The organism is Pectobacterium sp. F1-1, from assembly GCF_025643735.1.
Taxonomy (GTDB): domain Bacteria; phylum Pseudomonadota; class Gammaproteobacteria; order Enterobacterales; family Enterobacteriaceae; genus Pectobacterium; species Pectobacterium colocasium.
In genome coordinates this window covers 1,886,912-1,902,008 of record NZ_CP104733.1, presented here as the reverse complement: position 1 = coordinate 1,902,008, position 15,097 = coordinate 1,886,912, and the positions used below count along the sequence as shown (strand labels likewise).

Genomic DNA, 15,097 nt, shown 5'->3' with positions numbered 1-15,097 from the left:
TATTCATGATCTAATAACGATATGCTGCTGTTTACCCGCGATATATTTCGAGCTATAACACTATTCTTAAGGTTATAACACAATATAGCTAGAGAACTCGAAAGAGGGTGGTATACCGTCAGGATGCGGCATTGACACGTTGGGAGTGATTAATTTTGCAGAGAAAACGCGTTTCATCAACAGAATTGTTTTCCGTCGGATACGATGCAGAAAAAAGCCAATTGGAAGTCGAATTGCTAAATGGGAGCATCTATCTCTACAGCGGCGTAGCACGCATGATTTATGAAGAGCTGATGGCCAGCAAGACGAAGTACCGTTACTACGCCAGCTACATCAAAAATTCATTCCCTTACGAGAAAACACAATAGCCATTTAAGTATAAAATTATGTTTTTAAACATAAAAATCATCTTTACGGGCGGGAGGTACTCTCCGCCCTTTTCTTACCACCGATTTATTCTTCGGCAAACTCAACGGTATTAAAAGCCGCCAGCAGAACGTCTTCATTCAGTACCAACGGCAGATAATGAATGGATTCCCCCTCCTGCAAGGTGCGGGCAATAACAGCCTGAAGCGACGCGCGATCGTGAATATCTACATCCAGCGCGGCCAGTGAGGTTGGCAAACCGAATGCCTTAAATGCCGCCTTCAGTTGACGCAGCGTCTCACGATCCCCCAGCAAAGCACTCTGCACCAGAATGCCATAAGCCACTTTAGTACCATGCAGGAAGCGTTCCGTTTGCGGCAACACCGTCAAACCGTTATGAACCGCATGCGCCGCTGCCACACGCGTGTAACGCTCACCCAACCCGCCAACCATGCCGCCGCCAGCAATGATCGCATCGACCACATCCAGAAAGTCCTGCGTCAGTTCACCATGTTTGACAGCTTCCAGTGCCGCCTCACTTTGTTGCAGCAACACATTGCGGATATCCAGTGCAGCCTGTAAGCCCAGTCGGACAGAAAGCGGCAGCGTTTCTGGTTGAGGGCTAAGGACGACGGCTTCATACCATTTCGCCAAGGTATCACCGACGCCAGCCAGCAGGTATTCCACCGGCGCTGCCAGCAAAATCCGCGGCTCCACCAGCACCAGATGGTTAGCATCGGTGAAAATCTCAAAGCGCAGCGCCTGTCCGGCATCGTTATACCAGACGGACAGCGGCGTCCAGGCTGCGCAGGTCGCGGCAATGGTTGGAATCGCCACCAGCGGCACGCCAATGTGACGCGCGGCGACCTTCGCGGTATCCAGCACCGCCCCGCCGCCGACGCCAATGACAACCTGACAGTCATCACCCGCCTGTGCTACCAATTTTGCGACTTCACCTTCACTGCAATGCGCACCAAACTGAACGCGCCGGGCTGACGGCGCATCGAATTCGGCCGGTAAATACGGTCGGGCCGCCGCAATCGCCCGCTCACCGTAGATCCACAGTGCGTTTTTCAGCACCTCTGGCGGATAAAACTCCAGCAGCTTATCGATAGCGCCAGAGAAAGAAAAATAGTTGGCGGGGCCAACTTGTACGCGGACTGTCGTTGTGTGCATGTTTGAATCTTCCTCGCCGCGCCTTACCTTGAACGTGGCTCTTATTTTATGTTTGCCTGATAGATGAATCTGCTGCGCTACCCTATTGATAATTCCATCTTATTCACTTGCCTGCGCCAGCTTAAGAACTTTTTTATTTAATTTATGCCTTTTCGTTCATAGCCAATAACTCTCAAACACTTGAAGCTGTATTAAATTCTCTGGGATATGTGCTACCTTTCTTTTCCGTTATTTCATGACCCTGACCGCCAAGAGCGTTACCGACCATGATTCCTACCTCCCAAAGCCGACTGGAAATGCAGAACATTTCCATCTCCTTTTCTGGTTTCCACGCCCTCAAGCAGGTTAATTTCACACTGGAAGGTGGTTCGATTCATGCCCTGACCGGCGCAAACGGCGCGGGTAAATCCACGCTCATGACCATCTTATCCGGCGCTTACGATCACTATCAGGGCGACATTCTGATTAATGGCAAGCAGGTCGATGTCCATTCACCGCGTGATGCCAAGCAGTACGGTATTCATCTGGTGCAGCAGGAAGTCGATGTCGCGCTGGTTCCCACGCTGTCCGTAGCGGAAAACATTATGCTGGATACGCTGGCGCAGGACGGGCACCTACTGAGCTGGCCGCAGATATACCGTCAGGCGCAGGCACTTCTCGATCAACTTGGCGTTCACCTGAATGTTCGTCAGCGACTGGATACCTGTTCGCTGGCCGAGAAGCAGCAAATTCTGCTCGCCCGCGCCTTGTCCCACGAATGCCGCTTCCTGATTTTAGATGAACCCACTGCCCCGTTGGATCAGGCTGAAAGTGCACGACTCTTTCAGGTCGTGCGCCGTTTACAGGCCGACGGCATCGGGATCGTGTTTATTTCCCACCGTATTCATGAGCTGAGTGAGATCTGCGATACGTTGACCGTTCTGCGTGACGGCGAATTTGTCAGCAGCGGCGCAATGCAAGGGCTTAGCGGCGAAGCGATCGTGGAGAGAATGCTGGGGCATCGGCTTGATGACATTTTCCCACCGCGACGCACTGCACCTGCTGACGAGACGCTGCTTCAGGTCACGGGTTTGCACGACGAAACGCTGCTGCACAATATTTCTCTTACGCTACGCAAAGGGGAAATTCTGGGCATTGCCGGGCTGGCGGGCGCAGGGAAAACCGAACTGTGCAAAACGCTGTTCGGTGCGGAACCCTGCCAGATCGCACAAGGTGAATATCGCGGCAAGCCCTGGCGACCACATTCGCCACACCAGTCCGTCGAACAGGGTCTGGCGCTGGTTCCTGAAGAGCGGCGCAAAGAAGGCATTTTTATTGATGAATCCGTCACCATGAATCTGAGCATCACGGCCACCGACAGTTTTTCCCGCTGGGGTTTCTTCAGCCGCAGTAAGGCAGTGAGCTGGGCGAAACGGATCGTTGAACAGCTTGCGGTTCGCACCACCGGTCCGGCACAAAAGCTGGCGCGCCTGTCGGGTGGGAATCAGCAGAAAGTGGCGATCGGCAAGTGGCTACGTAGTGAAGCACAGGTGCTGATTTTTGACGAACCCACCAAAGGCGTGGATATCAAGGCCAAACAGGACCTATTCACGCTGATTGATGGCCTCGCCCGTCAGGGAAAAGGCATTATTTATGCCTCGGGCGAATTTTCCGAACTGGTCGGACTCTGCGATCGCATCTGCGTGCTCTGGGATGGTCGTATTGTCGCAGAGCTGAATGCCGCCGAAATTGACGAAGAAACCCTACTTTTATATTCAACTGGAGGAACTCCCGCGTGAGTCACCCACTTTCATCTAACGGGGCGCTCCCCTTCCGTCACTACGTTTTCGAGTTTCTCTATAAATGGGGCATGTTGATCACGGTTGTCGCGCTGATTGCCCTCTTCGGATTGGCGTCGGATAACTTTCTCGATCCCTATAACATCATCAATATTCTGCGCTCTATCGCTATCGTCACGGTGATTGCCATTGGTGTCTCGATCTCGCTGTCCGTCGGCGGGTTTGACCTTTCCGTGGGATCGACCGCCTCGCTGGCCAACGCGCTGGTTATCTCGCTGTTTGTCTGGTACGGATTCGGCACTACAGGTGCGATCATTCTGACGCTACTGCTGTGTACGCTGGTCGGGCTATTCAATGCCTTCCTCATCGTCGTGTTGAAGATTCCCGATATGCTGGCGACGCTTGCCAGCCTGTTCGTCATTCAGGGCGTTGCGATGACATATAGCTATGGCGGCTCCATCACGCAGAACATGGTGTTGCCCAGCGGAGAGATGGCGGAGGGCATCATTCCTGAGTTCTTTGCCACACTGGGTCAGGTACCGGTCATTGTCGTCATCATGCTGGCGGTAACGGTACTGGTGCAGTTGTACCTGTCCCTCACCAAACACGGTCGCCGGATGTACGCCATCGGCGGCAACCCCGAGGCTGCAAGACTGGCAGGGATTCGCACGGCGCGTTATCGAGTACAAGCGTATGTGTTCTCTTCATTACTTGCGGCGCTGGGCGGCATTTTACTGGCATCACGCATCGGCTCTTCTCAGGTTAATGCCGGTGGCGGCTATTTGATGGATGCCGTTGCCGCTGCCTACATCGGTTTCTCGCTGGCAGGATCCGGTAAACCGAACGCATTGGGTACGTTGCTCGGTGCCGTTATTCTTGGCGTCTTACAGAATGGGCTGGTAATGCTTTCCGTGCCTTACTATGCCATGGATATCATTAAAGGTCTGGTTCTGGCACTCGCGCTGGCAATGACGTATATCCAGAAACGCTGATTCACACTAACTTCCGCCCCGTGTATCTGGATTCGGGGCGGATTCACTACTCAGCCCACGACAACCCTCCGTCATTAAGTCGGATTTATCCCACAAAAATATATCACCACATCCGTTTTATTATTCACTCCCGTTATTATTAAGAAATAAATATTCCCTCACACAACAAAGAGAGTAATCAGAATAATCACAAATAATAACGTTTCGCTTTAGGTTTGATGTGAAGCATTTTCATTCTCTCGCAGAAATCTTTCATTCCTGAGTGGAGATATTCCTTCACGGATATAATGCGTCTGGCGCAGATAATCGATGACAAAAGATTCAATCTGATGAAACGTTCAATTTTAGTAATCAATTAAAATTGATGAATATCATATTTTCGCTGCCGGGCAATATTCCTTTATACCCGGCGAAATCAAACTATATCCGACGAAATCAAACCGCATCCTGCGAAATCAAACTACAGCTTATTTGTATCCGTTCTGCTGAGCATACTCATCAATATTTTCAATCGTCTTTTCCATCAGTAGTTGCAGCGATGACGCAGACGTCCAGGCGATATGCGGCGTAATCAAAAGGTTCGGCAGGGTTTTCGCCGCAACCATCAATGGATTGTCTTTTTGCGGTGGTTCCTGCGTCAGGCAGTCCAGCGCTGCGCCAGCGATGATGCGCTGCTGTAATGCCTCTGCCAGCGCGTGTTCATCAATCAATCCGCCTCTGGCGGTGTTAATAATAAACGCGGTGGGCTTACACAGCGCGAGCGTCTCCGCATTAATCAGATGCTGCGTACTTGTATTGAGCGGGCAGTTGAGTGAAATCACATTCGCCAGCCGCAGAACGTCTTCAAACGGCAGATAGCCGGCACGACACTGTGCGGCCCCTCGGTGCTCGGCAAAAATCACCTTCATCCCCAGCGCCTGCGCCAGACGTGCAACCTCCCGCCCAATCGTACCGGCCCCAATGATGCCCAGCGTCGCGCCCGCAATGTCTTTGACGGGATGATCAAAATAAGCAAACTGCGACTGGCTGGCCCAGCGATCGCTCAGTTGATCGCGATACCACGCCATCAGGCTGTGCTTTAGCGCGAAAATCATGGCTATCACGTGTTCGGATACCGCCTGCGTTGAGTAGCCCGGTACATTTTTGACCGTGATACCCAGCTCTTTAGCCGCAACAAGATCGATATTGTCGGTTCCCGTTGCCGTCACGGCAATCAGCTTCAACTCAGGCAACGCGGCCAGGGTGTCTCGCGTTAATAGGGTTTTATTCGTGATGATAACGTGGGTGTCTTTTGCTCGGGCGATAACGTGATCGGGCGAGGTGTGGTTATATTCAATCCATTCATGGCGACATTGGGGCCGCCTAAAACTCGTCTTTTTCAGGAAAATGGTTTCAGGCAGTGAGCCTTTATCCAAAAAGGTAATTTTTAACATCATCGTGCCCTGGTTGCTATTCATACACTGACTGCCGATTGCAGATATCGAGTGCTCCGCAATCGGCAATCACGACAGGTATTCTCATACAAAAATAATGAATTAAATTCTCTGTACGACACAAGACAACGAACGTATTAATAACGTTACACTTCCTGCCTCATCGGGAATCCATCACTCCGTAAGGTGAAGCGTAGTCAGCATTAAAGCAATTAACAATACCTAATATAATGAATTCCATTCATCGACGTTGTTAGCGACGATATTCAGAAATATCACAAAAACAATAAAACACCGCGGATAGTTGCGTATTACTCCCATGTCATCAGCAAAGAGATGGCGGCAATAAAGGATGATGACGAATCCCGTCGTTAATCAGAAGGCATAACTGTGCGAAAAAAACCGTAGAAAGGGTGCTATGTGGCTGGAAAGGGAAAGCGAGCGGAGGGCATCCTCCCCGGAACACATTTGACATTCCGGGGAGATGTTGCATCAGAAGTTGACGTTAACTGATAACCAGTAATTACGTCCTGGCATTACATAACCTGTCGTAAAAGCACTGTTTCCGAAGTAATCACCCGCATAATATGAGCTATCAGTTGACTCATAGCGCTGTACTTGAGAGAAGTCCTTATCCAATAGATTGTTTACCGTGCCGTTCAGCGTAACATCCTTCGTTACTTTATACGAAGTGCCCAGATTCACTACCGTCCAGGATTTCAGGTCGGCACCACGATCGTCATACACCAATTTTTGAGCCGTATTCAGATTCGCATAATTGGCAGTGAAACGTGGTGTCTTCGCTCGGTATTCCGCTGCCAACCAGCTATTCCATTGCTCATCGATCTGCCAGTTCAAACGGGCATTCGCCATGTGTTTGGCCGTCGTTGTCAATGCTGCGCCAGGATTCTTTCCACCGATTTGTTCACTATGCGTATAGGTGTAGTTCAGCGCCAGAGTGACATCCGGCACGAATACTGGGAAAGATGTCGCGAGTTCCACACCTTGTGTTCTGGCTTTGCCAATATTGCGATACGTGCTCGTTGAGCTATTGAGTTCAACCGAGTCAATCGCATTTTTATAATGGTTCACGAACCCTGTGATATTCGCTTTTACATTCGCATCGTTTTCATAATACACCCCCGTCTCAAAATTGGTGCTTTCTTCAGGCTTGAGATTTGGGTTGCCGATGGTCGTTGCAGCGCCATTTCTGGCTACGCCACTGACACCATTATGCAATTGCGCAAGAGAAGGCGTTTTGTATCCGGTACTCACACCACCTTTTACCGTCCAGTCATCCGCGACATTCCATACCAGATAGGCACGCGGGCTAACATGTCCACCGAAGCTATCATGTTTCTCATAGCGGGCGCCTAACGTCAGTGACAACGGTTCGAGTAGCTGCCAGTCGTCTTCTGCATACAGCGACCAGCTTTTTTGTTCAAACGTTTCACCGCTGTTTGCCAACACAATGCCATCTTTAAGGCGTGAATCCCAGAATTGCCCACCAACCGTTAGCAGATGATCCTCCCCGATTGGCGACACGAGCATCGTATCGAAAATAGTGTTGGTATTCTTCAGCTCGCGGTCGCGGCCAGACAGGCTTGCATTGGCGGTATTCAATACGCGTGGTGTTAGCAGTCGCCCCTTGTTCTCGGTCACTGCATATGACAAATTTGAGCTCCAACGACCAAACGAGAGGTCGGTGTCATGGCCAATTGCCAGTTTATTACGCTCAAAGCGCAATTCATCGCGGTATCCACCGCCACTAACACCAATCGGGCCCAGTTGGCTACTGCGGTTATCGTAAGTCTGACGTGACACATCGCCATCAATCCACAGGGTATTCGCTTCGCTGGTTTTAAAGCTCAGTTTCCCACCGACAGTGTAGTTATCAGTCTTGGTCGGGAACGGAACACGCGTGTCACCCGTCCCGCTCAGTGAGGTGACGCTTGATCCCTGACGATGCTCCACATTACCGCGCAATGCCAAACTAAATTGATCGTTCACCAACGGGCCGGAGGTATAGAACCCCAGCGTTGAGCTGTCACCCCATTTACGGTGTTCTTGCACCGTATGTGACAGATTAACGCTGCCACTCCACTGTTTACTGTTTTTCTTCGTAATAATGTTGACCACACCGCCAATCGCATCAGAACCATACAGCGTCGACATCGGCCCACGGATCACTTCAATACGTTCAATGGCTGACAATGGCGGCATCACCGCCGTATTCATGGTGTCAAAACCGTTCGGCGTTGTATCTCCACTGGCATTCTGACGTACTCCATCGATTAGAATCAGGGTATAACTGCTCGGCATACCACGAATACTGATGTCCAGACCACCCGTTTTACCCGTACCGCTGCGCACATCAACCCCTTCCACGCCACTTAACGCTTCTCCCAGATCGTGATAGTTTTTCTGGGAAAGCGCCTCTTCACTAATGACAGAAATCGATGCAGGTGCGTTCGTTAACTTTTTCTCATAACCACTCGCGGTGACAACTAAAACATCATCACTATCTGCCGCTATCGCGACATTTGTTGCTGTTGCCGCCAGAGCCAGTGCTACTGCATTCTTGAGATTAATCAGAGAATTTGCTTTCATGATTCCTCGTTATTTTATTGAGTTTTTTTGCAGGAAAGAGTGTAAAGGAATGCATTTAAACGTAAATGATAAGTATTAGCATTCTTTATTTCGTTTAACTACGGTTTAGAAATGCCAGTTTTCGTAGCACGAAAGCACTTACCAGGAAGAATAAAAACGGTCAGGAAGGACTTTACAAGAATAATTAAACTCAAAATATTTGATATAAAAGTGATAGTTTTATCAAATAAAAACGCCGCTGATCACATGTCATCAGCGGCGTGAAAGGCGATACGCTAAAGTAAAAAGCAGCGATAGTTAACCACGCATTTACGCTTTAGTCTTTATGATCGGGATACGTCATATCCTGATATTTGATAAAGCGCGTTCCACGGCACAGCTTGTAACCGAACCAAATCAGCAGGAACAGCGGAATACCGATGTACGTTGCCGTCACGCCATACCAGTCGATTTTGTCTTGCAGAAACGCCTGATAGTTCTGTCCCAGAGTGATAATCAAGCAGAGCACAAACGCAAAGATCGGCCCCAACGGGAAGAAACTCGATTGATAAGGCAGGCGGTTCAGATCATGCCCCTGCATAACGTACCCGCGACGGAAGCGATAATGGCTAATAGCGATCCCCAACCAGGCGATAAAGCCGGTCATACCCGACGTATTCAGTAGCCACAGATAAACCGTTTGATTGCCATACAAAGAAGACAGGAAACACAGTGCCGCTACTACAGTGGTGGCATACAGCGCATTACGCGGTACGCCGCCTTTTGACAGCTTAGCGAACATGCGCGGCGCTTTGCCTTCCGATGCCAGCGTAAACAACATGCGCGTAGAGGCGTACATCCCCGAGTTACCCGCCGACAGCACCGCGGTCAGGATGACCGCATTCATCACCGCAGCGGCAGACAGTAGACCAGCGTTCTCAAACACCAGCGTGAACGGGCTTACCGTAATGTCTTTGACGTCATTACGCAGCAGGTTCGGATCGGTATAGGGAATGATTAAGCTGATAATCAGAATCGCGAAAATGTAGAACAGCAGGATACGCCAGAAAACCTGACGGATGGCACGCGGAATGTTTTTGCTTGGCTCCTGAGATTCCCCTGCCGCCACGCCGATTAGTTCCGTTCCCTGAAAAGAGAAGCCCACGATCATCGCCACACCTATCATGGCAGAGAAGCCACCAGCAAACGGCGCATCGCCAATTTCCCAGTTGTGGAATCCGGCATTTTCCGCACCGCTCATGATGCCCGTAATCATCATCACGCCAACGGCGATAAAAATGATGACCGTCGCCACTTTAATCAGTGAGAACCAGTATTCCGCCTCGCCAAATCCTTTCACGGAAATGTAGTTAAGCAGGAACATCAGCGCCAGGAACAGCGCACTCCAGATCCAGCCGGACACCTCTGGGAACCAATATCCCATCACCAGTTGCGCCGCCACCAGATCGACCGCGATGGTCACCGCCCAGTTGTACCAGTAGTTCCAGCCCAGCGCGAAGCCGAATCCTTCTTCTACATAACGGGAACCATAGCTGGAGAATGAACCGGAAACTGGCATGAACGCCGCCAGTTCACCCAGGCTGGTCATCAGGAAGTAAACCATCAGGCCAATCAGGGCATAAGACAACAGTGCGCCACCCGGGCCTGCTTGTGAAACCGTCGCACCAGACGCGACAAATAATCCGGTGCCAATCGATCCGCCAATGGCGATCATCGTTAAATGCCGTGCTTTCAGTTCACGGCGCAGGGTCGGTGCGCCCTGTGTAGTTTGTTGAATATCGTGCTGAGCCATTGTCATCCCGCGTGCTCGTGCTAAAAATCGAGGCGGGATTGTAGCAAATAGCGTTGTGCTGAATAGTTAAGATCGTCGAGTTATAAGAGAGGTTAATAACTCACGCCAGATTATTAGCAGCAGAAAATATTTTCGCTATGGCGTTTCGCAGCAATAACTCAAGAAACGCTGCAGCACATTTGAAAGATGCTTCTGCCGGTGATGAACCAGATACAGCGTCCGCGTGAGTTTAGGCAACGGCACCTTCAACTCCACCAGCGAACCTGACGCCAACTGCTCGGCAATAACATGCCGTGACAGGCAACTGATGCCAATTCCGTGGCGAACCGCATGTTTTATCGCCTCTGAATTACCTAGCTCCATCACCAGATGGAAATGCGACAGGTGCGTCAGCAGCAGATGATCCAGCACTTCGCGCGTGCCTGATCCACGTTCACGCAGGATCCAGTGCGCATCCGCCAGCGCCGTTAATGATACAGAGCCCCGGCTGAGCGGATGTTCGGGAGAACAAAACACCACCAGCTCATCTTCCAACCAGGGCTGCGTAATCAAATCAGGGTGATGGCAAGGCCCTTCGATCAAGCCCAAATCGACACTGAATTCAGACACGCGGGTAATCACATCTTTCGTATTGCCAACATGCAGCTCTAGCGGAATATCAGGGTAGTCATGACGATAGCGGGCAATCATCGCAGGCAATAAATAGTTGCCGATGGTGCTGCTGGCATACACACGCAGCGCTCCGTTATCACGCCGGAACAGTTGCTCAATTTCCATCGACTGTTCAAGCAGTGCCAGTGCCTTGGGGTACAGCAGGCGGCCATGTTCATTAACCACCAGACGCTTGCCAACGCGATCGAAAAGTTGAACACCCAGCTGCCCTTCTAAATCCGCCAGAGCCGCGCTGACGGCTGATTGAGACAGGGCAAGCACAACGGAGGCCTGTGTCGTTGAACCACTTTTCAGGACTTCGGCAAAGACTTCCAGTTGACGTAACGTGATATGCATAGTGCGCTCTTTATCTAAAATACTTATAGGTTATAAATATATAATCAATTTCTCTTTTAATCTTGTGGATTATAAGCTGGCTTCTCAATTTTCGGTACGGTCAGAATAGGCACTACATCCATGGCTCTTCCTGCGACATTACCTACGATAGCCCCACCCGATGGAGCAAAAGCGCGATTGCCCGGTCTGCTGTTAGTAAGTTTAATAACTTTTTCGCTCCTCTGGCTGGCAAATATTCCGAAAATCGCCCATTGGGGACCCGGTTCACTGACATTGGCGATCCTAATTGGGATCGTGCTGGGAAATAGCGTTTATCCGCGTCTTCACCCTCTGTGCGACCCAGGCGTGCAGTGGGCCAAGCAGCATTTACTGCGCTGGGGCATCATACTTTATGGCTTTCGCCTCAGCTTTCAGCAGGTAACTGCCGTGGGCGTTACCGGGATTGCCGTCGATCTGAGCGTGGTCACGCTGACGTTTTTACTCGCCTACTGGATGGGCAAACGCTGGCTGAAGCTCGACAATGAAACCGTGATTCTCATCGGTGCTGGCAGCAGCATCTGCGGCGCGGCGGCGATCATGGCAACCGCTCCCGTCGTCAAAGCGTCCAGCAATGCGATTGCCGTCGCCGTTTCCACCGTGGTGATTTTCGGTACGACAGCCATGTTTTTGTACCCGTGGCTCTATCAGGTCAATCTCGACCATCACTGGATTGACGTCACACCACAGATCGTCGGTCTGTACTTCGGCTCAACGATACACGAAGTCGCTCAGGTCGTTGCTGCCGGACACGCCGTCGATGGCGCGACAGAAAACATCGCCGTCATCAGCAAAATGCTGCGCGTGATGATGCTGGCGCCTTTCCTTCTCATTCTTGGGTTTTACCTGAAAAAAGCGACGCAAAAAAGTGACGCGGAAGACGCGATTCCACTGATGTTTCCGTGGTTTGCTCTGGGGTTTATTGCCGTAGCCGCCTTCAATTCCTTCCAGCTACTTCCTACTGCGCTCGTCACACAGTTGGTACAGCTCGATAATGTACTGTTGACCATGGCGATGGTGGCGCTGGGGCTCACGACCCGCTTCAGCGCCATCCAGCAGGCAGGTGCAAAGCCGCTGCTGCTGGCACTTGTTCTGTTTCTCTGGCTGGTCGTTGGCGGTGCGGGCATTAATCTGTTCTTCGAACATTTATTCGGCTAACGATAAATTATTTACCTGTTAACGTCTCATTAACCTGCATAATGTCTCCGTTATCAGAGGAGACCAACATGAAATACATCGGGGCGCACGTTAGCGCATCTGGCGGAGTCGATCAGGCCGTGATTCGCGCACATGAGATAAAGGCGACGGCTTTCGCTTTATTTACCAAGAATCAGCGCCAATGGCAGGCCGCGCCGCTCAGTACAGAGGTCATCGACCGTTTTAAAACCGCCTGTGAGCAGTACGCCTATACGCCAGCACAGATTCTGCCCCACGATAGCTATCTGATTAATCTGGGTCACCCGGACGCCGAAGCGCTGGAGAAATCTCGCAGCGCGTTTATTGATGAAATGTCCCGCTGCCAGCAGCTTGGGCTGAGTCTTCTGAATTTTCACCCCGGCAGCCATCTGAAACAGATAAAGGAAACGGACTGTCTGGCACGTATCGCCGAGTCTATCAATATCGCGCTGGCGGAAACGGATGGCGTCACCGCCGTGATTGAGAATACCGCCGGGCAAGGCAGTAATTTGGGTTTCCGCTTTGAGCATCTGGCAGCCATCATCGACGGCGTAGAAGATAAAGGCCGCGTCGGCGTCTGTATCGATACCTGCCACGCTTTCGCCGGTGGCTATGACCTGCGGACAGAAGCCGATTGCGAAGCCACTTTCGCTGAATTCGATCGCATTGTTGGGTTTCGCTATCTGCGCGGAATGCATTTGAATGATGCCAAAAGCGCGTTCGGCAGCCGTGTTGACCGACACCATAGCCTAGGGGAAGGCAATATTGGCAAAACCGCTTTCAGCTATATCATGAAAGATGCCCGTTTTGACGGCATCCCGATGATTCTGGAAACGATCAACCCTGATATCTGGGCTGACGAAATCGCCTGGCTCAAATCCGAAGCGCAGCGCTAGTTAGCTTCTTGACTCCATAATAGTAAAAAGCGCCAGTTGGTTTACCCAACTGGCGCTATCTCATCCACATCCTTGTGTTATGGCATTACTTGTTATTCACGACGCCGTTTCCTGCATCGTAAAAGTCAAACTTACGCGACTTTCGCCAGCTGTTCATCAGAGCGTTTCAGCAGCGCGTACAGCACGCCAGCCACTGCGGTTCCCGCAATGATCGCTAACAGGTAGCCAATAACCGGGGTAATCGCGCCAGGAATCAACAGCACGAACAGACCACCGTGTGGTGCCATCAGCTTAGCGCCCACCGCCATCGACAGTGCACCAGTCAGTGCGCCACCGATGATACAGCAAGGCAGAACGCGCATTGGATCACGCGCCGCGTAAGGAATCGCCCCTTCGGAAATAAAGCACAGGCCCAGTACAAACGCCGCTTTACCGCCTTCACGTTCGGTCGGGTTGAATTTCTTGCTTGCCAGCACGGTCGCCAGACCCATTGCCAGCGGTGGCACCATACCTGCTGCCATCACCGCCGCCATTGGCGCATAAATCTGGCTACTGAGTAAGGTTGTACCGAAGACGTAAGCCACTTTGTTAACCGGGCCGCCCATATCTGTACACATCATTGCACCCAGGATCGCACCCAGAATCACCGCGTTTGCCGTGCCCATGGATTGCAGCCAGCCTGTCAGGCCAGTCAGGATTTTCGCCACTGGCGTACCGACGACATAAATCATGATAAGACCGGTGATCAGCGTAGCAAACAGCGGAATGATCAGAATCGGTTTTAGCGCCGTCAGACTTTGCGGCAGGATCAGCTTATTGTTGATCGCTTTGGCCACATAACCGGCCAGGAAACCCGCGATGATCCCACCGAGGAAGCCCGCCCCCGTACTCACCGCTAACATCCCGCCAACCAGACCCGGCGTTAATCCCGGACGATCCGCAATCGAGAAAGCGATATAGCCCGCCAGCACTGGCACCATCAGTGCGAAGGCAGAACCGCCACCGATCTTCATCAGCGCCGCGGCCAGCGTACCTTCCTGTTTAAAGGCCTCAATACCAAAGACAAACGACAGGGCGATACACAGACCACCCGCCACCACCATCGGCAGCATATAGGATACGCCGGTCAGCAGGTGACGATAAGGACCCGTTCCGCCTTTCTGAGCAGATTCGTTCGCACTTGACGCACTGGTTTGCCCAGACGGCTGATACACTTTCGCTTCAGTCTGCGCTTTATCTAACTCCTGCGCCGTCTTCTTCAATGCCAGCCCTGTGGAAGTGCGATACATCTTCTTGCCCGCAAACTTCGCCAGATCGACTTCAATATCCGCAGCAACGATCACCAGATCGGCCTGCTCCACTTCTTCTGGGGTAATCGCGTTGCCCGCGCCAACGGAGCCGCGCGTTTCCACTTTAACCCACCAGCCGCGTTTTTTAGCTTCACTTTCAATCGCTTCTGCTGCCATAAACGTGTGCGCGACGCCAGTCGGACACGCCGTTACGGCAACAATGCGCTTAGCAGCAGCGGGTTGTTGAACGGAAGCTGACGCGACAGCCTGATACGTCGTTGCTTCAGCCTGCGCCTTTGCCAAAAAGGCTTCCGGCTGCGAAACAGCCAGCTCAATGTCACCGACATAAACCTGCTTGCCATTCAGTGCGCTGTCCGCCGCAGCGGATGCACCCAGAACGATCGCCAGTTCAGCGTCGTTAGCCTGTTCTGTAAACGTCACCCCTGCTTTCGCAGCGGCAGCGCCGAGTAGGTTCTTCACCAGTTGGCTTCTCGCCAGGCCCAGTGATTTATCCAAAATCAGCAGCGTTTTCATTGTTTATCTCC

The 15,097-nt window shown here is 51.6% G+C and carries 11 protein-coding genes; 5 read left to right on the top strand and 6 right to left on the bottom strand.

Translation table 11 applies throughout. The features are described from left to right. Positions 1-155 precede the first annotated feature (155 nt). Positions 156-368, top strand: a complete 213-nt coding sequence (locus NAL19_RS08370) for a KTSC domain-containing protein (RefSeq protein ID WP_039350901.1) — start codon at positions 156-158, stop codon at positions 366-368. An 85-nt stretch (positions 369-453) separates the two neighbouring features. On the opposite strand, the gene NAL19_RS08365 is transcribed toward NAL19_RS08370, so the two are convergent. Continuing rightward, a complete protein-coding gene (locus NAL19_RS08365; protein ID WP_263059403.1) occupies positions 454-1,542 on the bottom strand; it encodes an oxidoreductase in 1,089 nt (362 codons plus the stop codon). Between the two features lie 266 nt (positions 1,543-1,808). Between NAL19_RS08365 and NAL19_RS08360 the strand changes: the two genes are divergently transcribed. Next, positions 1,809-3,320 (top strand): sugar ABC transporter ATP-binding protein, encoded by a 1,512-nt coding sequence (locus tag NAL19_RS08360; protein WP_263059402.1) that lies wholly within the window; start codon positions 1,809-1,811, stop codon positions 3,318-3,320. Positions 3,321-3,391: 71 nt separating this feature from the next. After that, positions 3,392-4,312, top strand: coding sequence for an ABC transporter permease (locus NAL19_RS08355; protein ID WP_225088129.1), 921 nt, complete (start codon positions 3,392-3,394; stop codon positions 4,310-4,312). A 467-nt stretch (positions 4,313-4,779) separates the two neighbouring features. On the opposite strand, the gene NAL19_RS08350 is transcribed toward NAL19_RS08355, so the two are convergent. The 4 genes from NAL19_RS08350 to yieE form a co-directional block, all read right to left on the bottom strand. Next, positions 4,780-5,769, bottom strand: a complete 990-nt coding sequence (locus NAL19_RS08350) for a 2-hydroxyacid dehydrogenase (RefSeq protein ID WP_263059401.1) — start codon at positions 5,767-5,769, stop codon at positions 4,780-4,782. Between the two features lie 468 nt (positions 5,770-6,237). Beyond that, positions 6,238-8,355: a TonB-dependent receptor gene (locus NAL19_RS08345; protein WP_263059400.1), complete on the bottom strand. Its 2,118-nt coding sequence runs from the start codon at positions 8,353-8,355 to the stop codon at positions 6,238-6,240. A gap of 316 nt (positions 8,356-8,671) precedes the next feature. Beyond that, positions 8,672-10,147, bottom strand: coding sequence for an amino acid permease (locus NAL19_RS08340; protein ID WP_225087790.1), 1,476 nt, complete (start codon positions 10,145-10,147; stop codon positions 8,672-8,674). A gap of 135 nt (positions 10,148-10,282) precedes the next feature. Beyond that, complete coding sequence (yieE, locus tag NAL19_RS08335; protein WP_010294758.1) at positions 10,283-11,155, bottom strand: DNA-binding transcriptional regulator YeiE; 873 nt, start codon at positions 11,153-11,155, stop codon at positions 10,283-10,285. A 120-nt stretch (positions 11,156-11,275) separates the two neighbouring features. On the opposite strand from yieE, the gene NAL19_RS08330 reads away from it, so the two are divergent. Then, entirely contained in the window at positions 11,276-12,349 is a 1,074-nt protein-coding gene (locus NAL19_RS08330) for a YeiH family protein (protein ID WP_263059399.1), read from the top strand. Positions 12,350-12,417: 68 nt separating this feature from the next. Next, positions 12,418-13,263, top strand: a complete 846-nt coding sequence (gene nfo, locus NAL19_RS08325) for a deoxyribonuclease IV (RefSeq protein WP_263059398.1) — start codon at positions 12,418-12,420, stop codon at positions 13,261-13,263. Between the two features lie 131 nt (positions 13,264-13,394). On the opposite strand, the gene fruA is transcribed toward nfo, so the two are convergent. Further along, on the bottom strand, positions 13,395-15,086 hold the full coding sequence (gene fruA / locus NAL19_RS08320) for a PTS fructose transporter subunit IIBC (protein ID WP_263059397.1): 1,692 nt from the start codon (positions 15,084-15,086) through the stop codon (positions 13,395-13,397). Positions 15,087-15,097: the final 11 nt, after the last annotated feature.

Bases quoted from the DNA above. Each gene is read 5' to 3' on its own strand.
- NAL19_RS08365 (WP_263059403.1), bottom strand. From the start codon at position 1,542: ATGCACACAACGACAGTCCGCGTACAAGTTGGCCCCGCCAACTATTTT.
- NAL19_RS08360 (WP_263059402.1), top strand. From the start codon at position 1,809: ATGATTCCTACCTCCCAAAGCCGACTGGAAATGCAGAACATTTCCATC.
- NAL19_RS08355 (WP_225088129.1), top strand. From the start codon at position 3,392: ATGTTGATCACGGTTGTCGCGCTGATTGCCCTCTTCGGATTGGCGTCG.
- NAL19_RS08350 (WP_263059401.1), bottom strand. From the start codon at position 5,769: ATGAATAGCAACCAGGGCACGATGATGTTAAAAATTACCTTTTTGGAT.
- NAL19_RS08345 (WP_263059400.1), bottom strand. From the start codon at position 8,355: ATGAAAGCAAATTCTCTGATTAATCTCAAGAATGCAGTAGCACTGGCT.
- NAL19_RS08340 (WP_225087790.1), bottom strand. From the start codon at position 10,147: ATGGCTCAGCACGATATTCAACAAACTACACAGGGCGCACCGACCCTG.
- yieE (WP_010294758.1), bottom strand. From the start codon at position 11,155: ATGCATATCACGTTACGTCAACTGGAAGTCTTTGCCGAAGTCCTGAAA.
- NAL19_RS08330 (WP_263059399.1), top strand. From the start codon at position 11,276: ATGGCTCTTCCTGCGACATTACCTACGATAGCCCCACCCGATGGAGCA.
- nfo (WP_263059398.1), top strand. From the start codon at position 12,418: ATGAAATACATCGGGGCGCACGTTAGCGCATCTGGCGGAGTCGATCAG.
- fruA (WP_263059397.1), bottom strand. From the start codon at position 15,086: ATGAAAACGCTGCTGATTTTGGATAAATCACTGGGCCTGGCGAGAAGC.